Raw genomic sequence first — 17,821 nt, forward strand, 5'->3', positions numbered from 1 at the left:
ACATCGCGCGGGGGTTGCCTCGCTATCGAGCGATGTCGAGCGGCCCCGGGGCGGGCGGAACGGGCAGCAATCGAGCGCCCGCCCGACGCAGGGCCCCGGCGCGGGGATCGCCGCGGTCGAGATCGGCGATGATCCCGGAGACGCCCGTGAGCGGCAGGATGCCGAAGCGCGAGGCCGCGCCCAGCTTCTCTTCGCTCGCGAGGACGAACGTCTCGGCCGCCCGCTCGGCGAGGGCACGCTTCATCGCCGCTTCTTCGGCATCCCCCGTCGTCAGCCCCGCCTCGCCGTGCACGCCCGTGACGCCCAAGAAGAAGACGTCGGCGCTGACCCGCTGCGCGGCTTCCACCGCGGCGGCACCGCACGCCACCGCCGAGTGCTTGAACACGCGCCCGCCGATGACGATGACCTCCGCGTCGTGGTCCAGGAGCGCGGCGGCGATGGTCGGCGAATGCGTGATGATCGTCCCGGCGAACGCCCGGGGCAGGGCATGGACCATCGCGAGCGTCGTGGTGCCGCCGTCGAGCAGCACCGTGGAACCGGGCTCGATCAGGGCCACGGCGGCGTCCGCCACGCGCGCCTTGCTCTCGCGAGCGACCTCCTGGCGCACCGAGTAGTCGGCGACCGCGGGCGAAGCCGACAGAGCACCGCCGTAGACACGCACGGCGAGGCCCGCGGCATCCAGTTCCCGCAGGTCGCGGCGAATGCTGTCCTCGGACAGGCCGAGCTCGACCGCAACATCCTTGACCACGAGGCGCCCGTCGCGCCGCAACCTCTCGAGCAGGACGCCCTTGCGCGCAGCAGCCAGCATCATGTCCACATTCTTGCACGTTTCTGCACTATCGTTCCGACTATGAGCCGCCCCCTCCTGATCCTGATCGCCGGACCGTACGCCTCGGGTACCGACGGCGACCCCGCGCGCATGGCCGCGAACCTGCGCCGTCTGGAGGAGGCGGCGTGGCCGATCTTCCGCGCCGGGCACGTCCCGATGATCGGCGAGTGGGTCGCGCTGCCCGTCCTCGCGAGCGCGGGGGCGTCGGGGCCGAACGACCCGCTCGCCTCCGAGGTGCTCTATCCGACCGCGGAGCGCCTGCTGCAGCACTGCGACGCCGTCCTCCGCCTTCCCGGCGCCTCGCGCGGCGCGGACCGCGACGTGGAGATCGCGCTCGAACGCGGCATCCCGGTGTACACCTCGATCGAGGAGATCCCGACCGCATGAACGACGCACGCCCCGGCACCACCGTCCCCGACCACCGAGGCCGCACGGGCCTGCACCTCACCGGCCGCGATCTCGACCGCAACCCGCGCGTCGTGGTCGACGACGTCGAACTCCTCGCCGCCGGATGGCACGTCCTGCGCGCGACGACCTTCCGGTACCTCGGCGACGACGGCGAATGGGCGACGCTGAAGCGCGAGACGTACGACCGCGGCAACGGCGCGACGATCCTGCTCTACGACCCCGACCGGCGCACGGTGCTGCTCACGCGGCAGTTCCGCTACCCGGTGTACGTCAACGACCACCCCGACGGGATGCTCATCGAGACCGCGGCCGGGCTGCTGGACGACGACGACCCGATCACCGCCATTCGCCGCGAGGCCGAGGAGGAGACGGGGGTCGTCGTCACCGAGGTGCACCCGGTGTTCGAGGTGTACATGAGCCCCGGATCAGTCACGGAGCGGTTGCACTTCTTCGCCGCCGCGTACGACGGGGCGTCGCGCGAGGGCGACCGCGGAGGCCTGGTCGAGGAGGGCGAGGAGATCGAGATCCTCGAGTACGACATCGACGCGGCGCTGCAGATGGTCCGCGACGGAGAGATCCAGGATGCCAAGACGATCATGCTGCTGCAGTGGGCGGTGATCGACGGGCCGTTCGCGCGCCGCTGAGGGCGAGGCATCCGGATCCGCGGGCAAAGAAAAGACTCTCCGCGCACCCGGTAGAGCCTGGTTACCCTTGCTACGTTTCCGTCCTGGGGGAGTTGGCCTGGATGCCGCCGCGCGGAGAGCCGACACGAGTCTACCCGACCGGCGGGCCGGCGCACGCCCCGGGCCGACGCGCGGGGCTCAGTCCGGGAACGCCACGCGCCGCAGCAGCGTCGTGAGCTGCCGTCGCTCTCCGTCGTCGAGGCCGGCGTGCAGCTCGCGCTCGGCCGCCAGGATCGCGGGGCGGGCCTCGTCCAGCAGCGCGCGGCCCGGCGCGGTGATCACGACGACGTTGGCGCGGCGGTCGCGCGGATCGGGCTCGCGCGTGACGAGACCGCGGCGCTGCAGGTCGTCCACGAGAGCGACGACCTGGCTCGGATCCAGCCGCAGATGATCGGAGACCTCGCGCTGCGAGGGACGCGTCTCTCCCGCGGCGAGCGCGAGCACCGAGTACGACCGCACCCGCAGACCGAGGGGCGCGAGCGCGGCGTTGCCGGCCGCGATGGAGAGGGCGTTCGCGCGCGCCATGAGGAAGCTGAGTTCGTCGTCGAGGCGGACGGGCGCATCGGGGGCGGGCGTCGAGGTCACTCCCCGATGGTAGCGAACTCAATGATTGACATTCTCAATCGTTGAGTTTAGAAATGGTCTCGACGGAAGGATCCCCATGACCAGCGCACCGCTCCTCGACGGCAAAGTCGCCGTCGTCACCGGCTCGGGCCGCGGCCTCGGCCTCGCCTACGCTCGCGAACTCGCCCGCCACGGCGCCGCCGTCGTGATCAACGACGTCGACGCGGCGACCGCGGCGGAGGCCGTCGCCACGATCGAGTCCGACGGGGGCCGCGCGGTCGCGGTCGTCGCACCCGTCGGACCCACCGCGACGGCCCAACAGCTCGTCCGCACCGCCGTCGACACCTTCGGCGGTCTGGACATCCTCGTCACCAACGCCGGGGTCCTGCGTGACACCGTGCTGTGGAAGATGAGCGACGACGACTTCGACACCGTGATCGGGGTGCACCTGCGCGGCACCTTCACGTGCGTGCGCGAAGCGGCGGGGTGGATGCGCGAGCACGGCGTCGCCGGGCGGATCATCTGCATCGGCTCCCCCACCGGTCAGCGCGGCAACTTCGGCCAGACGAACTACGCCGCCGCCAAGGCCGGCATCGTCGGCATGGTGCGCACCTGGGCCCTCGAGCTGAAGCGCGCCGGGATCACGGCGAACGCGGTGATCCCCGTCGCCGCCACCGCCATGACCGCGACGGTGCCCTACTTCGCCGCCGCCGTCGAGGCCGACGCCGCCGGGGAGCCCATGCCCGCCTTCTTCCGCCACGACCTCGGCTTCGGCACGTCCGACGACGTCGCGGGCCTGATCGCCTACCTCGCCTCGGATGCCGCCGGCGCAGTGACCGGCCAGGCGATCGGTGTCGGCGGCGATCGCCTGCAGCTGTGGACGCACCCCGAGCCGGCCGCCACCGCCTACCGCGACGGCGGCTGGACCGCCGAGGACCTCACCGCGGGCTTCGCCGAGGCCGTCGGCCCCCTGCAGGTCGTCGGGGAGAGCTTCCCACCGCTCCCCGACGACCTGCGTCGCGACCCCGCGCGGTGACCGGCGTGACCCGTTACGAGCCCGCCATCGACGTCGCGGCGCTGACCGCGATCGACATGCACGTGCACATCGAGGTCGACGGCCACGCCCACACCTCGCTGCCCGACGACCTCGCCGAGGCGGCCAGCCGCTACTTCTCGACCGACGGCCCGCGCCCCGACCTCGACAGCATCGCCGCGTACTACCGCGAGCGGCGGATGGCGGCGGTGGTGTTCACCGTCGACGCCGAGACGCAGCTGGGGCACCCGCCGATCTCGAGCGCCGAGGTCGCCGCGGGCGCGGCACGTCACCCCGACGTGCTGATCCCCTTCGGATCCGTCGACCCGCGCCGTCCCGACGCCGTCGAGCGCGCGCGGCGCCTGATCGACGAGAGCGGGGTGCGCGGATTCAAGTTCCACCCCACCGTGCAGGGCTTCGACCCGAGCGACGAGGCGCACTACCCGCTCTACGCCGAGCTCGAGGCCGCGGGGGTGGTGGCCCTCTTCCACACCGGCCAGACCGGGATCGGAGCCGGGATGCCGGGGGGCCGGGGGCTGCGCCTGGCACTGTCGAACCCGATGCTGCTCGACCCGGTGGCCGCCGACTTCCCCACCCTGCAGATCGTGATGGCCCACCCCTCGGTTCCGTGGCAGGACGAGGCGATCTCGGTGGCGACGCACAAGCACAACACGTGGATCGATCTGTCGGGGTGGAGCCCGAAGTACTTCCCCGAGCAGCTCGTGCGGGCGGCGAACTCGTTCCTGCGCGAGCGCATCCTCTTCGGCAGCGACTTCCCGCTCCTGACGCCCGACCGCTGGATGCGCGACGTCGAGTCGACGGCGCTCAAGCCCGAGCGGATGCCCGGCATCCTCCTCGACAACGCCGCGCGCCTGCTCGGCCTGACCCCCTGACCCGAACGGAGAACACCATGACCACGACCGTCGCCTACGCCGACATCGCCGGCCTCGCCGGGACCGACCTCGGCTGGTCGGACTGGCTGGAGGTCACGCAGAGCCGCGTGGACCTCTTCGCCGACGCCACCGACGACCATCAGTGGATCCACGTCGACCCCGAGCGCGCGAAGGACGGCCCCTTCGGCGGGCCGATCGCGCACGGCTACCTCAGCCTGTCGCTCACGGTGAAGTTCTGGACCGAGTTGCTCGAGGTCACGGGAGTGACCACGAAGGTCAACTACGGTCTGGACAAGGTGCGCTTCGTCTCGCCGGTGAAGGTCGGTGCGCGCGTGCGCATGAACGCCGTCGTCGCCGAGGTGACGGAGGTGCGCGGCGGCTACCAGCTCGCCGTCGACCAGACGATCGAGGTCGACGGAGGAGACAAGCCCGCCGTCGTCGCCCGAGGGCTCTACCGCTTCTCCGCCTGACACCCCGCCCGCGCGCGCCCGACCCCGGCGACGCGCGGGCGGCATCCCACCCGCTCCCGGGCGCACCGCGGCGCCCGCCCTCGATGAAGAGAACGATGAGCACACCCGGACTCGGCGCCTGGCTCCCCCGCCGCCGCCTCAAGCACCCCGACAAGACGGCCCTGATCTTCGGCGACGATCGGCGGGTCAGCTACGCCGAACTCGCCGACGCCGCCGAGCGCACCGCCGCCGTCCTCTCCGCTCACGGCGTCGGTCGCGGAGACCGCGTCGCCTACCTCGGCGAGAACGCGCCCGAGTTCCTCTTCCTGCTCTTCGGCGCCGCGCACCTCGGGGCCGTCTTCGTGCCGGTGAACACGCGTCTGGCCGCACCCGAGATCGCCCACGTCCTCGCCGACTCGGGCGCGCGCGTGCTCGTGCACGACGCGGCGTTCGGCGACCGTGCCGCCGCGGCTCTGTCCGGCGGCGCCTTCCGAGGCGACGCCGCCCCGCGTGTCGTGGGCACCGGGGCGTCGGGACGCGACGGCGAGCCCGGGCTCGAGCGCCTCCTGTCCCTCGTCGCCGAGGTACGCGCGCCGGTCCCGACGGGACTCGACGACCCCGCGGCGCTCGTGTACACCTCCGGCACCACCGGCCGCGCGAAGGGCGCCCTGCTCACGCACGGGAACCTCACGTGGGTGTCGGTGAACACGATCATCGATTACGACCTCGTCTCCGCCGACGTCTCGCTCATGATCTCGCCGCTGTTCCACGTCGCCTCGCTCGGCATGGGGGCCCTCCCCGCGCTCATGAAGGGGGCGACGGTCGTCCTCGAGGCGGGCTTCGAGGCGGGGCGCGCGCTCGATCTCATCGAGCGCCACGGCGTCACGGTGGTCTCGGGCGTCCCCACCACCTACCAGCTCATGGCCGACCACCCCGAGTGGTCCACGACCGACATCTCGAGCCTGCGCACGCTGACGTGCGGCGGTTCGGCGGTCCCGCCGCGGATCCGCGAGGCGTACGAGGCCCGCGGCCTGTCGTTCACGCAGGGATACGGCATGACCGAGACCTCTCCCGGGGCGACGAGCATGTCGGCATCCATGACGCGCCAGAAGGCGGGGAGCGTGGGTCTGCCGCACTTCTTCACCGACGTGCGGGTGGTCGGAGAGGACGGGATGCCGGTGCCCGCCCGCACCGTGGGCGAGATCCACGTGCAGGGGCCCAACGTCTTCGCGGGCTACCACGGCCAGCCCGAAGCGACCGCGGCCGCATTCGCCGCGGACGGCTGGTTCCGCTCCGGCGACCTGGGGTACCTCGACGAGGACGGCTACCTCTACATCGCCGACCGGCTCAAGGACATGATCATCTCCGGTGGCGAGAACATCTACCCCGCCGAGGTCGAGGGGCTCCTCGCCGGGCTCCCCGGGATCACGGGCGTCGCGGTGATCGGCATCCCGGACGAGAAGTGGGGAGAAGTGCCGATCGCCCTCGTGACGGTCGCGGACGGGGCGGTGGTCGACACCGAGACCGTGCGCGCGGCCCTGTCGGGGCAGATCGCGCGGTACAAGATCCCGAAGGCGGTGACGATCGTCGACGACCTGCCCCGGACGGCCTCGGGCAAGGTGCGCAAGGCCGAGCTGCGGGCGCGACTGCTCTCCGGGTCCTAGCGGGGCGCGCTGCCGTTCTCGATCGCGTCGACGAGGGCGAGACCGCGCTCGGCCCAGGCGATCTCGTGGTCGGCGCGCGCCACGAACCCCTCGTAGGCGAAGACCTTGAAGGCGACGATCGCCGCAGGGTCGTGCACCGTGTCGGTCTCGAGGCGCCGGGCCACGATCGGATGCGTGCGCCCACGGATCGCGTCGAGCTGCCCCTGCCAGAGCCCGCGCCGCACCTCGTAGTGGGCGATGTGCTCGCGCAGCCGCGCGCGGGCGGCATCCGGCTCGGCCCACTCGAAGTAGGCCGCGCGCAGCAGCGCGGGGTCGCGGTCGGCGCCGTAGACGACCGGCTGCTCCATCCACCGGCGCAGGTCGTCGACGCCCTCGTCGGTGATCGTGTACCGCGTCTTGGTCGTGGCGCTCCCCCACGGCACCGCTTCGTCGCGCAGGAGACCGTCGGCGACCATGCGCTTGAGCTCGGGGTAGATCTGCGAGTCGGGGGCGTGCCAGACGTGTCCGACCGAGCCGTGGAAGGCCTTGGCGAGGTCGTACCCGGTCATCGGCTGGGCGGTCAGCAGCGCCAGGAGCGCGTAGCGCAGGCTCATCGCCCCTCCCCTCTTGCGACGTGGCGTGCGCCCACGATATCTTCCTCTCAATATCTATGGTGATAGTTATTGAGGACGAGGAGGTCCCGTGACCGAGACGATGGCGGCGAAGCTGCTGGATTACCCCCGGAACGCCTGGTACGTGGCGGCGTGGGACCACGAGGTGGGCCGCAAGCGCATCCTCGCCCGCACGATCGCGGGGCGCCCGCTCGCGCTGTACCGCACCGAGGACGGCACTGCGGTGGCCCTCGCCGACGCGTGCTGGCACCGCCTCGCGCCGCTGTCGCAGGGCGTGCTGGTCGGCCCCGAGGACATCCGGTGCCCGTACCACGGCATCACCTACGACTCCCGCGGCCGCTGCACCTCGATGCCCGCGCAGGAGACGATCAACCCCAGCGCCCTGGTCCCCTCCTTCCCCGTCGTCGACCGCTACCGGTACGTCTGGGTGTGGGTGGGCGATCCGGCGCTCGCCGATCCCGACCGCATCCCCGACATGCATCAGATGACGCACCCCGACTGGACCGGCGACGGACTCACGATCCACGCGCCGTGCAACTACCAGCTGATCCTCGACAACCTCATGGACCTCACCCACGAGGAGTTCGTGCACTCCAGCAGCATCGGACAGAAGGAACTCAGCGAATCGGAGTTCGTCACCAGCCACACCGACGGCACCGTCACCGTCGAACGCTGGATGCGCGACATCGAGCCGCCGCCCTTCTGGCTGAAGAACATGCGCGACAAGTTCCCCGGCTTCTCGGGCCGCGTCGACCGCTGGCAGATCATCCACTTCGAGGCCCCCTCGACGATCCGCATCGACGTGGGTGTGGCCAAAGCCGGCACCGGCGCACCCGAGGGCGACCGCTCGCAGGGTGTCAACGGCTACGTCATGAACACCATCACGCCCGAGACCGACCGCACCAGCCACTACTTCTGGTCGTTCCAGCGCAACTACCGCCTCGACAGCCAGCTCATCACGACGCAACTGCGCGACGGCGTGCACGGCGTGTTCGGCGAAGACGAGGCGATGCTCGCCGCCCAGCAGGCCGCGATCGACGCCAACCCCGATTACGAGTTCTACAGCCTGAACATCGACGCGGGCGGCATGTGGGTGCGGCGGCTCCTCGAGCGGATGCTGGCGGCAGAGGGCCGCGAGCGCACGCCGGCGGCGGTGGGCTGAGTGGCCGTCTCGCACCGCGAGGTCTGGCAGGGCGGCACCGTCGCCGCGGCGCTCGACCTCACTCCCGAGATCCGCCGGATCGAGATCGACGTCGATTCCCCCGTCCGGGTGGAGCCCGGCGCGCACCTCGACGTGCGCGTGCGGATCGCCGGTCACGACGAGCAGCGATCGTATTCGATCGTGGATGCCACGCCCGACGGCGCCCGGGTGGCGGTGAGCGTCTACACCTCACCGGTCAGGCGCGGCGGCGCCGCGCGCATGAATGCGCTCCGCCCCGGCGACCGGATCGCGCTCACGCAACCGTTGAACGACTTCCCCCTCCGCCTCGGGGCGCGCCGCTACGTGCTCGTCGCCGGCGGCATCGGCATCACGGCGCTCCTGGGCATGGCCGAACGGCTGCGCGCCGCCGGAGCCGACTACCGGCTGCTCTACCTCGGTCGCAGCCGCCCCCTCATGGCGTACCTCGACGACCTCCGCGATCGCCACGACGACCGGCTCGACGTGCACGTGCGGGACGAGGGCACCTCGATCTCGGTGTCGGCCCTGGTGGACTCGGTCGAACCGGGCACCGAGGTGTACGTGTGCGGGCCGATCCGGTTGATGGATGCCGTGCGCCGGGCGTGGATCGCGCGGGGCCTCCCGCCGGCCGACCTGCGCACCGAGACGTTCGGCAACAGCGGCTGGTTCGACCCGCAGCCCTTCACCGTCCGCATCCCCGCCCTGGGCTTGGAGACGACCGTCGCCCCGAACCAGTCGATGCTGGAAGCCCTCGAGGCCGCGGGCGCCGACATGATGTACGACTGCCGGAAGGGCGAGTGCGGGCTGTGCGAGGTCCGGGTCACCGGGCTCGACGGCGACATCGACCACCGCGACGTCTTCTACAGCGAGCGTCAGCGCGACGCCCGCACCAAGATGTGCTGCTGCGTGTCCCGGGTGGTCGCATCCGACGGGATCGCACCGGGAGTCGTCACGATCGTGTCGAGCTGAGGCCCGCTCACACGACGAGCGGTGCGAGGGCGCGCACGGTGGGCTCGAGCGCGCTGATCACCTCGGCGGGGTCGTCGACGCGGTGGCGCGCCCCGGAGAACCCGATCGCGCCGACCGTCGCACCGGTGTCGTCGCGGATCGGGAGGGCGAGGCATCCGCTGGTCGGGGTGACCTCACCGCACTGCCGGGTCGCGCCGAACCGGCGGAGGTCGTCCGCGGCGGCCTCGACCGCCGCGCGGCCCTGCGTGACCAGCAGCAGCCGCCCCAGGGCGTATCGCTCGGGCTCGCGCACCAGCCGCGCCTCGTCCGAGAGGGGGAAGTCGGGGTCGGCGTCGATCACGACGAGCCGCCCGTCGACGAACAGCACCACGTGCACGCCGCCGCGCACCGCCCGACGGGCCTCGGCGAGCACGGCACGCGCGGCCGAGGACAAGCGGGCCGGGGACGCGGTCACCCCGGCCAGTTGCGCCACCCGGGCGCCGAGGGCGAACCCGGTGAGGTCGGGAGTGCGCACGAGGTACTCGTCCTCGACGAGGAGGTTGAGCAAGCGGTACGTCGTCGCCCGCGGAAGCCCGAGCTCAGCGGAGATGCGCTGCGCGCTCGCCCCGGCTCCGAGGTGGGCCACCGCCTCGAGCACCGCCAGCGCCGAACGCACCGCCCCCGGCTGCCGCGCCGAGAGACCCGCCCGCTCAGGCATCGCCCCGATGCTCCGGTGGGGCGACTCCCCCGAGGACCTGGGCGGCCACGGGCTCGTCGTAGGCGCCGATCGGCTGCGAGCGTCGACGACGTCCGGCCAGCACGACGACCGCGACGGCGGCGAGGCCGACCGCGGCGACGCAGACCAAGCCCACGCGATCGGAGCCGGCGACGAGGAAAGCCACCAGCGCCGCGGTCAACGCGGCCGCCGAGACGACCGCCACCACCGCCGGCCAGATCGTGAACTCGCCGATCCGGCGCAGGAACACGGGCGCGGCCACGCACACGAGCACGTACGCGACGATGTAGCCCGTCGCCCCGACGGCGAGAGTCGCCTGCATCGCCTCGCGCGCATCGACGCCGACGAGCGCCAGCACGACCGGCACCGCAGCGACCACGGGCAGCGCCGCCGCGGTGGCGGCGATCGGCGTACGCAGCCGCGGGTGCGTGCGTCCCAGGCTCGCGGGCAGCACGCCGTCACGGCTCATGGCGAACAGCACCCGCACGAGCGCGGTCATCGTGCCGATCGCGCACGCCAGGAAGGATGCCGCGATCCCGATGTCGGCGGCCACCCCCCAGGGCCCCAGACCGAACGCGCCGGCCAGATCGTTCACCGGTGAGGCGCTGGTCGCCAGGTCGAGCCCGAGCGCGTGGAAGCCGGACACCTGGGTGACCGCGGCCAGCACGTACACGGCCCCCGAGATCAGGACGGTTCCCGTGATCGCGCGCGGCACGTTGCGCAAGGGGGCGACCGACTCCACGCCGAGCGTCGCCGCGGATTCGAAGCCCACGAACGCCGTCAGCGCCACGACCGCACCCGCGGCGAGCGCGACCGGGTCGACGGGGCCGGGGGCGACCGCGGCGACGATGTCCGCGGGGCCGATGAAGAGCAGGAGCACCGCCAGCAGGACCACGATGAGGGCGACCGACAGGGCCTCCACGACCAGGGCGACGCGGGCCGACAGCCGGATGCCGGAGACGAGCACGACCGCGACGAACGCCGCCTCCGCCAGGACCGCCACCGTCATCGTCGTGCCGCGATCCAGACCGGGCCACAGCCCGTGCAGGAGATAACCGAGGTAGTAGGCACCGCCGAGGAGCGCGAACATCGCGATCGCTGCGTAGCCGACGACGATGGCGGCACCCGCCGCGAGCCCCGCGCGCTCGCCGAGACCCCGCGCGGTGTAGGTGTACAGGGCGCCCGCGGCCGCGAAGCGTCGGGCGAACTGCGACACCGTCCGCGCGACACCGAAGCTCAACACCGCGGCGGCGACGATCGCGGCGACGGTGGCTCCCGGGGCCATGCCCGCCACGAGCAGCACGACCGTCGTGGCGGCCGCCGCGGGCGCGACCGCGGCCACCGACTGCGCCGCGAGGTCGACGACGCCGATGGTGCGGCGCTCCAGGCCGTGCAACGGCGAACGGTCGCCGAATCCGGCGACGGGCGTGGGCCGGGCGATGGCGCGGGCAAGTGCGGTCATGGTGCTCCCCGTGGACTCGGTGCGACCGTACGCCGCAGCCGTTGCACCCCCGCGACACCGATGTTTCGCGCACGTGTCCGCGACTGAGACGCCCGGCCGGACGGTGTCCCACTCGGCGTGCGGGCACTTTCACGCCGACTACATCGAGCGGCAACGGCGCGAGAGGAACCTCGATGCCACACCCGACCTCCGAAAGGCTCCGACATGACCCAGCTCGAATCGAAGGGCGCCGCCGCTGCGAGCTCGCGGACCCTCCGCGGCTCCCTGGGCGTCACGGCGATCATCTTCATGGTGGTCGCCGCCGCCTCGCCGCTCACCGTCGTCGGCGGCGCCGGCCCGCTCGGCATCCTGATCGGCAACGGCGTCGGGTACCCGACCCTGTACGCCATCAGCGCCGTCATCCTCCTCCTGTTCGCGGTGGGTCTGGCGGCGATGACGCGCCACGTCCCGCGGCCGGGGGCCTTCTTCACCTACATCGGGTACGGTCTGGGCCGCCCGTCCGGCCTCGCCGCCGCGTGGACCGCGATGCTCACGTACACGACGATCCAGGTCGCCGTGTACGGCTACATCGGCTATCTCCTCGAGATCACGGTCGTCTCGATCGGCGGCCCCGACCTGGCGTGGTGGCTGTACGCCCTCGCGACGGTCGGTCTCGTCGGCATCCTGGGCTACCGCCACATCGACCTCTCGAGCAAGGTACTCGGTGTGCTGCTGGTCGCCGAGGTCGCGATCGTGCTGGTGCTCGTCGCGGCGGTCGTCGTCCAGGGCGGTCCCGAGGGACTGAGCCTCGCCCCCTTCGAGCCGGCCAACGTCCTCAGCGGGTCACCCGGTGTCGGTCTGATGTTCGCGATCGCCGCGTTCATCGGGTTCGAGGCCACCGCGATCTTCCGCGACGAAGCCCGCGACCCGGACCGCACCATCCCGCGCGCCACCTACGGCGCGGTCATCGGCATCGGCATCTTCTACACGCTCGCGACCTGGGGCCTGGTGATGGCGTGGGGTCCGAGCGGCATCCTGGCCGCGGCGGCCGAGAACCCGGCGACCCTCATGCTCCGCACGGTCGCGATCTACCTCGGCGTCGTGGGCGAGGTGCTGGTGAACGTGCTGCTGCTGACGTCGATGTTCGCGTGCGTGCTCTCGTTCCACAACGTCCTCACCCGCTACCAGCACGCGATGTCTTCCGCGGGGGTCCTGCCCGACCGGCTGTCGGGTGTGCACTCGCGCCACCTGTCCCCGCACGCGTCCTCGCTCGTGCAGACGGCGACCGCCGGCATCCTTCTCGCCGCCTTCGCGATCCTCGGGCTCGACCCGCTCCTGCAGGTGTTCACGTGGCTGTCGGGGGTCGCGACGGTCGCGATCGTGCTGCTCATGGCCGTCACCTCGATCGCCGTGATCGTGTACTTCACCCGCAACCGCGCCGACCGCCGACCGTGGAACACCGTCATCGCCCCCGCCCTGGGCTTCCTCGGGCTGGCGGTGTCCGCCGTCGTGATCGTGGCGTACTTCCCCGTCATGGTCGGCGACGTCGACGCCGAGGGCGCCCCGACGTTCGGCGCGGTGACCTGGGCGCTGCTCGCCCTGGTCGTGGTCGTCCCCCTCTTCGGCTACGCCCAGGCGACCTGGATCCGCCGACGCCGCCCCGCCGCCTACGCCAAGCTCACCGACGCGATCGCCGGCTGAGCCCCTCCTCGTCCCCGCCCGCTCCACCTGGAAAGACACCATGACCCTCACCGATCCCACCGTCTCCGCCTTCACCGCCCCGGCCGCCCCCGCGCACCCGCTCGCGTCGCTCACCCCCGAGGAGATCACCGCCGTGCGCACCGTGGTCGCCGACCTCGACGGGATCGACGAAGCGACCCGGTTCGCCTACGTGGGTCTCGAAGAAGCCCCCAAGGGCGAGGTCCTCGCCTGGGAGCGCGGCGAGGCCCCCGCTCCCGAGCGCCGTGCCCGCGTGCAGCTGCTGAACCTCCGCACCGCGCACTCGCTCGATCTCGTCGTCTCGCTCGCCACCGGCGCCGTGCTGCGCTCCACCGAGCTCGACGGCTCCGACGGGCAGCTTCCGATCCTGGACGCCGAGTTCGAAGAGGTCGGCGTGATCGCGAACGAGAGCGCCGAGTGGGTCGCCGCCCTCGCCGCGCGCGGCCTCACCACCGCCGACGTCGTGCTCGTGCCGCTGTCGGCGGGGCACTACGGCTACGAGAACGAGGTGGGGCGTCGCGTGCTCCGCACGTTCGCGTTCCGGCAGGACCACCCCGCCGACCACCCGTGGGCGCACCCCGTCGACGGACTCACCGCGTACATCGACGTCGCCGCCCGCGCGGTCATCGAGATCGTGGACACCCCCGGCTTCACCGTGCCCGAGACGCACGGCAACTTCGACGACCCCGAGCTGCAGGGGCCGCCGCTGGAGGGCCTGAAGCCCATCGTGATCACTCAGCCGGAGGGGTCGAGCTTCACCGTCGAGGGCGAACACGTCACGTGGGGCGAGTGGGATCTGCGCATCGGCTTCGACACCCGCGAGGGTCTGATCCTGCGCCAGCTGTCGTTCGCCGGACGCCCGGTGATGTACCGCGGCTCGATCAGCGAGATGGTGGTGCCCTACGCCGACCCCGCCCCGAACCGCTTCTGGCAGAACTACTTCGACACCGGCGAGTACCTGTTCGGCCGCTACACGAACGAGCTCGAGCTCGGATGCGACTGCGTCGGCGACATCACCTACGTCGACGCCGTGCTCTCGGACGAGAACGGGATGCCGCGCACCATCCGCAACGCGGTCTGCATGCACGAGGAGGACTTCGGCTCCCTCTGGAAGCACAGCGACATCTTCACCGGCTCCAGCGAGGTCCGCCGCGCCCGCCGCCTCGTCATCTCGTTCTTCACGACCGTCGGCAACTACGACTACGGCTTCTACTGGTACCTCTACCTCGACGGCACGATCGAGTGCGAGGCCAAGCTCACCGGCATCCTGTTCACCTCCGCCTACCCGGGCGAGGGCTACCCGTTCGCCTCGGAGGTCGCCCCGGGCCTGGGCGCGCCGTACCACCAGCACCTGTTCTCGGCGCGTCTGGACATGACCGTCGACGGCGTCGCGAACGTCGTCAACGAGATCGACGCGGTGCGCGTGCCGATCTCGGCGACCAACCCCGCCGGCAACGCCTTCACCAAAAAGGTCACGCCGATCACGTCCGAGAAGGTGTCGGGCCGGGTCGCCGACGGCGCGGTGAACCGCGTGTGGCAGATCGCCTCGACCGAGAAGACGACCGAGCGCGGCCAGGCGACGTCGTACGTGCTCTTCCCGACCGAGACGCCCGTGCTCCTGGCCGACGAGGAGTCCTCGATCGCGGCCCGTGCCGCCTTCGCGACGAAGAACCTCTTCGTCACCAAGTACGACCCCGCCGAGCGGTACGCGGCGGGCGACTTCGTCAACCAGCACCCCGGTGGTGCCGGCATCCCCGACTTCATCTCCGGCGACGAACCGCTCGTGGGCGAGGACCTCGTGCTGTGGCACACGTTCGGCCTGACGCACTTCCCGCGCAACGAGGACTGGCCGGTGATGCCCATGGACTACGCCAAGTTCACGCTGAAGCCGTACAACTTCTTCGAGCGCAACCCGGTGCTCAACGTGCCGGCCCCCGAGAGCGCGCACTGCTCGCCGGCGGCACACGCCACCGGTCACGGCGACGAGGGGCACGCGGCGCACGGACACGACGGCGCGCACCACTGCTGAGTCGATGAGCGAGATCCTCCACCTGTGGGCGGTCGCCCCCGCCGCGATCGGAACGTGCTGTCTGGCCGCCGATCGCGCGCGGGTGCGGCCGCCCGAGGTCGTCGCCTCGGTGCTGATGCTGATCGCGATGCTCGATGCGGGGCTGTTCGGGCTCGTCGCCCCGATCTGGTGGACGGCGGTGCTGCTGGGCGCCGCGCTGAGCCTCGCGATCTGGCGGTCGCCGCGCCGCCGCCGCTCCCCGATCCCGCCGGCGATGACCGTACACACGGCCCTGGGCCTCATCGCGATGGCAGCGCTTCCGCTGGCGATGACGACGCACGGGAGCGAGTCGGGGCACGGGCACGGGATCGGCCTCGGTCCTGTCCTGCTCGCGGGAGCGGTGGGCTATGCGGTGCTGTCGGCGGTTCTGGTCCGCCGCATGAGCGCGCGTCTCGACCGACTCCAGCTGAGCGCCATGGGATCCTCGGTGCTTCTCATGGCCGTCGCCGTCCTGTGAGCGGGACGGCGCGCTCTCACGTGCGCAGCGCGAGGGCCGCCGCCCCGAGCAGCGGGCCGTCCCCGTCCAATCCCGACGGGACGATGCGACACCGTCGCGCGTACGCGTGGAGGGATGCCGCCGCGGCCGCCGCGCGAACGAGATCGATGTAATCGTCGGCCACGTGGGAGAACCCGCCGGCGATCGCGACGGCCTCCAGGTCGCACAGCGTCGCGGCCGCCGCGATCGCCTGCCCCACGGCCGCAGCGGAGCGGCGCACGGCTGCGATCGCGACATCGTCGCCCGCGCGGTACGAAGCCGCGAGGTCCAGGCCCGTCTCGCCCGACCAGCCCTGCGCGCGCGCCCAGGCCACCGACCCGGGACCGGCCGCGACGGCTTCGAGGGTCGCTGCGGCCACGTCGTCGCCGACGGTGCGCACGAAGGTCTGGCCGAGGTGGCCCGCGTTCCCGCTGGCCCCGGTGATCGGGTGCCCGCCGAGGACGAAGCCGCCGCCGACGCCGGTGGACACGACGATCGCCATCGCGTTGTCGCAGCCGACGAGCGCACCGCGCCAGTGCTCCGCCAGGGCGATGCACGTGCCGTCGAGGGCGAGCGTGAGCGGTCCGTCGACGAGACCACCGAGCACCTCGTCGACCGTGAGCCCCGCCGCCTGCGGGAGGTTCAGCGGCGAGACCGACCGGCTCGGCAGATCGACCGGCCCGGCGCTGCCGACCCCGATCGCCCCGACGCGTACCTCCGGGACGGCGGCGAGGGCTTCCTCCGCGGCGGCGCGGATGTTCGCCGCGATCGTCGCACGGTCGTTCCCGCGGCCGGTCTCGCGTCGGGCGACACTCGCGCGCAGCACGGTGCCGTCGGACGTGACGACGGCGGCATCCACCTTCGTACCGCCGATGTCGACGGCCAGCACGGCAGCGGGTGAAATCATGGCGTTCTCCTCGAGTCGGGCGACGATGCCCGATCCTAGGGCCGACGGGCCCGTCCCCGTGCCTGAGCAGGTGCCGGGATCCGGCCCCCGCCCCGCCGCCGCAGGTTACGATCAGGTCACGGCGGCCGTGATGCTCGTGGGCCGCACCGCGACACGAGGGATGCCATGGACGAGACGGTCTTGCCCGGGACGACCACGCGCTCGCGTCGGCCCGCCACCGAGCCCGGTCGGGCGGGGATCGACGAACCCCTGACCAGTGAGTCTTTCGCTCGACTGACGCACGACATCGTGGCATCCATCTCCCGGGTCATCGACGGTAAGCCCGACGCCGTGCGCAGCGCCCTCATCGCGCTGCTCGCGGAAGGCCACCTGCTCATCGAGGACGTGCCCGGCGTGGGCAAGACGGTCCTGGCACGCGCTCTCGCCGCCACCGTCGACGCCGACGTGCGCCGCATCCAGTTCACTCCCGACCTCCTGCCCGGCGACATCACGGGTGTGTCGGTGTTCAATCCGGTGCAGCGCCAATTCGAGTTCACCCCCGGCGCGGTGTTCGCGCACATCGTCATCGCCGACGAGATCAACCGCTCCTCACCCAAGACGCAGTCGTCGCTGCTCGAAGCCATGGAGGAGCGGCAGGTCACGGTCGACGGGCGCACCCACGTGCTGCCCTCGCCGTTCCTCGTCGTCGCGACGCAGAACCCGTTCGAGATGGAGGGCACCTACGCGCTCCCCGAGGCGCAGCGCGACCGCTTCCTGTTGCGCATCTCGATGGGATACCCCGACCCCGCCGCCGAAGCGCTGATGCTGCGCCAGCGCGACACGGTGAACCCGCTCGACGCCCTCGTCCCGGTCGTCACCGCGCGCCAGGTGACCGCGATGATCGCCTGGGCGCGCGGCGTGCACGTCGCCCCCGCGCTGGAGGACTACGCCGTCGCCCTCGCGCAGGCCACCCGCAGCCACCCCGACATCCGGCTCGGCGCGAGCCCGCGGGCCACCCTGCAGCTCGTGCGCGCGGCCAAGGTGCGCGCGGCGCTGGACGGGCGGGCCTACGTCATCCCCGACGACCTCACCGTTCTGCTCGCGCCCGTCTTCGCCCACCGCCTCATCGCGAACCGCTCGGCGGCGGGCGGACGCGCGGGTGCCGTGGTGGTCGCCGACGCCCTCGAGCGGATCGCCGCGAGCGTGCGGGTGCCGCTGGCCCAGCGCGCGTGAG

The 17,821-nt window shown here is 72.1% G+C and carries 18 protein-coding genes and 1 other RNA gene; 12 read left to right on the forward strand and 7 right to left on the reverse strand.

Annotation, left to right across the window (positions count from 1 at the left end; translation table 11 throughout):
* Window positions 1-22 precede the first annotated feature (22 nt).
* Entirely contained in the window at window positions 23-811 is a 789-nt protein-coding gene (locus tag AC3E6M_RS11200) for a DeoR/GlpR family DNA-binding transcription regulator (protein ID WP_490529916.1), read from the reverse strand.
* Window positions 812-850: 39 nt separating this feature from the next.
* Between AC3E6M_RS11200 and AC3E6M_RS11205 the strand changes: the two genes are divergently transcribed.
* Entirely contained in the window at window positions 851-1,216 is a 366-nt protein-coding gene (locus AC3E6M_RS11205) for a DUF4406 domain-containing protein (RefSeq protein ID WP_171024379.1), read from the forward strand.
* Window positions 1,213-1,881 (forward strand): NUDIX domain-containing protein, encoded by a 669-nt coding sequence (locus AC3E6M_RS11210; RefSeq protein WP_490529917.1) that lies wholly within the window; start codon window positions 1,213-1,215, stop codon window positions 1,879-1,881. Before AC3E6M_RS11205 ends, AC3E6M_RS11210 begins: the two co-directional genes overlap by 4 nt.
* A 27-nt stretch (window positions 1,882-1,908) precedes the next feature.
* Here AC3E6M_RS11210 and ffs read toward each other — a convergent pair.
* Both ffs and AC3E6M_RS11220 read right to left on the reverse strand, forming a co-directional pair.
* Window positions 1,909-2,005, reverse strand: an RNA gene (ffs, locus tag AC3E6M_RS11215) — signal recognition particle sRNA small type.
* A gap of 53 nt (window positions 2,006-2,058) precedes the next feature.
* Window positions 2,059-2,505 carry a MarR family winged helix-turn-helix transcriptional regulator gene (locus tag AC3E6M_RS11220; RefSeq protein ID WP_490529918.1) on the reverse strand — a complete coding sequence of 149 codons (447 nt, stop codon included), beginning with the start codon at window positions 2,503-2,505 and terminating at the stop codon, window positions 2,059-2,061.
* 76 nt (window positions 2,506-2,581) lie between these two features.
* Between AC3E6M_RS11220 and AC3E6M_RS11225 the strand changes: the two genes are divergently transcribed.
* From AC3E6M_RS11225 to AC3E6M_RS11240, 4 genes are all read left to right on the forward strand, one after another.
* The gene (locus tag AC3E6M_RS11225; RefSeq protein ID WP_490529920.1) at window positions 2,582-3,520 is read left to right on the forward strand and encodes an SDR family oxidoreductase; all 939 of its coding nucleotides are present in this window, start codon (window positions 2,582-2,584) and stop codon (window positions 3,518-3,520) included.
* 5 nt (window positions 3,521-3,525) lie between these two features.
* Window positions 3,526-4,410: an amidohydrolase family protein gene (locus tag AC3E6M_RS11230; RefSeq protein WP_490529921.1), complete on the forward strand. Its 885-nt coding sequence runs from the start codon at window positions 3,526-3,528 to the stop codon at window positions 4,408-4,410.
* Window positions 4,411-4,427: 17 nt separating this feature from the next.
* On the forward strand, window positions 4,428-4,880 hold the full coding sequence (locus tag AC3E6M_RS11235; RefSeq protein ID WP_138177852.1) for a MaoC family dehydratase: 453 nt from the start codon (window positions 4,428-4,430) through the stop codon (window positions 4,878-4,880).
* A gap of 95 nt (window positions 4,881-4,975) precedes the next feature.
* On the forward strand, window positions 4,976-6,523 hold the full coding sequence (locus AC3E6M_RS11240) for an acyl-CoA synthetase (RefSeq protein ID WP_490529922.1): 1,548 nt from the start codon (window positions 4,976-4,978) through the stop codon (window positions 6,521-6,523).
* On the opposite strand, the gene AC3E6M_RS11245 is transcribed toward AC3E6M_RS11240, so the two are convergent.
* Window positions 6,520-7,116 carry a PadR family transcriptional regulator gene (locus AC3E6M_RS11245; protein ID WP_490529923.1) on the reverse strand — a complete coding sequence of 199 codons (597 nt, stop codon included), beginning with the start codon at window positions 7,114-7,116 and terminating at the stop codon, window positions 6,520-6,522. The two genes, AC3E6M_RS11240 and AC3E6M_RS11245, sit on opposite strands and share 4 nt — an antisense overlap.
* Before the next feature lie 100 nt (window positions 7,117-7,216).
* On the opposite strand from AC3E6M_RS11245, the gene AC3E6M_RS11250 reads away from it, so the two are divergent.
* Together AC3E6M_RS11250 and AC3E6M_RS11255 are read left to right on the forward strand one after the other, a co-directional pair.
* Window positions 7,217-8,296: an aromatic ring-hydroxylating dioxygenase subunit alpha gene (locus tag AC3E6M_RS11250; RefSeq protein ID WP_490530073.1), complete on the forward strand. Its 1,080-nt coding sequence runs from the start codon at window positions 7,217-7,219 to the stop codon at window positions 8,294-8,296.
* Entirely contained in the window at window positions 8,297-9,283 is a 987-nt protein-coding gene (locus tag AC3E6M_RS11255) for a PDR/VanB family oxidoreductase (RefSeq protein ID WP_490529924.1), read from the forward strand.
* A 7-nt stretch (window positions 9,284-9,290) separates the two neighbouring features.
* Here the strand turns inward: AC3E6M_RS11255 and AC3E6M_RS11260 are convergent, their stop codons facing one another.
* Window positions 9,291-9,980, reverse strand: coding sequence for a helix-turn-helix domain-containing protein (locus AC3E6M_RS11260; RefSeq protein WP_490529925.1), 690 nt, complete (start codon window positions 9,978-9,980; stop codon window positions 9,291-9,293).
* The gene (locus AC3E6M_RS11265; protein WP_490529926.1) at window positions 9,973-11,460 is read right to left on the reverse strand and encodes an APC family permease; all 1,488 of its coding nucleotides are present in this window, start codon (window positions 11,458-11,460) and stop codon (window positions 9,973-9,975) included. The genes AC3E6M_RS11260 and AC3E6M_RS11265 overlap by 8 nt, the downstream gene beginning before the upstream one ends.
* Before the next feature lie 204 nt (window positions 11,461-11,664).
* On the opposite strand from AC3E6M_RS11265, the gene AC3E6M_RS11270 reads away from it, so the two are divergent.
* The 3 genes from AC3E6M_RS11270 to AC3E6M_RS11280 are packed head-to-tail and all read left to right on the forward strand — an operon-like array spanning window position 11,665 to window position 15,683.
* Window positions 11,665-13,140, forward strand: a complete 1,476-nt coding sequence (locus tag AC3E6M_RS11270; RefSeq protein WP_490529927.1) for an APC family permease — start codon at window positions 11,665-11,667, stop codon at window positions 13,138-13,140.
* 40 nt (window positions 13,141-13,180) lie between these two features.
* Window positions 13,181-15,187, forward strand: coding sequence for a primary-amine oxidase (locus AC3E6M_RS11275; protein WP_490529928.1), 2,007 nt, complete (start codon window positions 13,181-13,183; stop codon window positions 15,185-15,187).
* Window positions 15,188-15,191: 4 nt separating this feature from the next.
* Window positions 15,192-15,683, forward strand: a complete 492-nt coding sequence (locus AC3E6M_RS11280) for a hypothetical protein (RefSeq protein ID WP_490529929.1) — start codon at window positions 15,192-15,194, stop codon at window positions 15,681-15,683.
* Window positions 15,684-15,699: 16 nt separating this feature from the next.
* On the opposite strand, the gene AC3E6M_RS11285 is transcribed toward AC3E6M_RS11280, so the two are convergent.
* Entirely contained in the window at window positions 15,700-16,608 is a 909-nt protein-coding gene (locus AC3E6M_RS11285) for an ROK family protein (RefSeq protein WP_490529930.1), read from the reverse strand.
* Between the two features lie 165 nt (window positions 16,609-16,773).
* Here AC3E6M_RS11285 and AC3E6M_RS11290 point away from each other — a divergent pair, with 165 nt between their 5' ends.
* Window positions 16,774-17,820, forward strand: a complete 1,047-nt coding sequence (locus AC3E6M_RS11290; protein WP_490529931.1) for an AAA family ATPase — start codon at window positions 16,774-16,776, stop codon at window positions 17,818-17,820.
* Window position 17,821: the final 1 nt, after the last annotated feature.

This window comes from Microbacterium sp. SCPM-O-B-15248 (M128), assembly GCF_058214835.1.

Bases quoted from the DNA above. Each gene is read 5' to 3' on its own strand.
- AC3E6M_RS11200 (WP_490529916.1), bottom strand. From the start codon at position 811: ATGATGCTGGCTGCTGCGCGCAAGGGCGTCCTGCTCGAGAGGTTGCGG.
- AC3E6M_RS11205 (WP_171024379.1), top strand. From the start codon at position 851: ATGAGCCGCCCCCTCCTGATCCTGATCGCCGGACCGTACGCCTCGGGT.
- AC3E6M_RS11210 (WP_490529917.1), top strand. From the start codon at position 1,213: ATGAACGACGCACGCCCCGGCACCACCGTCCCCGACCACCGAGGCCGC.
- AC3E6M_RS11225 (WP_490529920.1), top strand. From the start codon at position 2,582: ATGACCAGCGCACCGCTCCTCGACGGCAAAGTCGCCGTCGTCACCGGC.
- AC3E6M_RS11235 (WP_138177852.1), top strand. From the start codon at position 4,428: ATGACCACGACCGTCGCCTACGCCGACATCGCCGGCCTCGCCGGGACC.
- AC3E6M_RS11240 (WP_490529922.1), top strand. From the start codon at position 4,976: ATGAGCACACCCGGACTCGGCGCCTGGCTCCCCCGCCGCCGCCTCAAG.
- AC3E6M_RS11245 (WP_490529923.1), bottom strand. From the start codon at position 7,116: ATGAGCCTGCGCTACGCGCTCCTGGCGCTGCTGACCGCCCAGCCGATG.
- AC3E6M_RS11250 (WP_490530073.1), top strand. From the start codon at position 7,217: ATGGCGGCGAAGCTGCTGGATTACCCCCGGAACGCCTGGTACGTGGCG.
- AC3E6M_RS11260 (WP_490529925.1), bottom strand. From the start codon at position 9,980: ATGCCTGAGCGGGCGGGTCTCTCGGCGCGGCAGCCGGGGGCGGTGCGT.
- AC3E6M_RS11265 (WP_490529926.1), bottom strand. From the start codon at position 11,460: ATGACCGCACTTGCCCGCGCCATCGCCCGGCCCACGCCCGTCGCCGGA.
- AC3E6M_RS11270 (WP_490529927.1), top strand. From the start codon at position 11,665: ATGACCCAGCTCGAATCGAAGGGCGCCGCCGCTGCGAGCTCGCGGACC.
- AC3E6M_RS11275 (WP_490529928.1), top strand. From the start codon at position 13,181: ATGACCCTCACCGATCCCACCGTCTCCGCCTTCACCGCCCCGGCCGCC.
- AC3E6M_RS11280 (WP_490529929.1), top strand. From the start codon at position 15,192: ATGAGCGAGATCCTCCACCTGTGGGCGGTCGCCCCCGCCGCGATCGGA.
- AC3E6M_RS11285 (WP_490529930.1), bottom strand. From the start codon at position 16,608: ATGATTTCACCCGCTGCCGTGCTGGCCGTCGACATCGGCGGTACGAAG.
- AC3E6M_RS11290 (WP_490529931.1), top strand. From the start codon at position 16,774: ATGGACGAGACGGTCTTGCCCGGGACGACCACGCGCTCGCGTCGGCCC.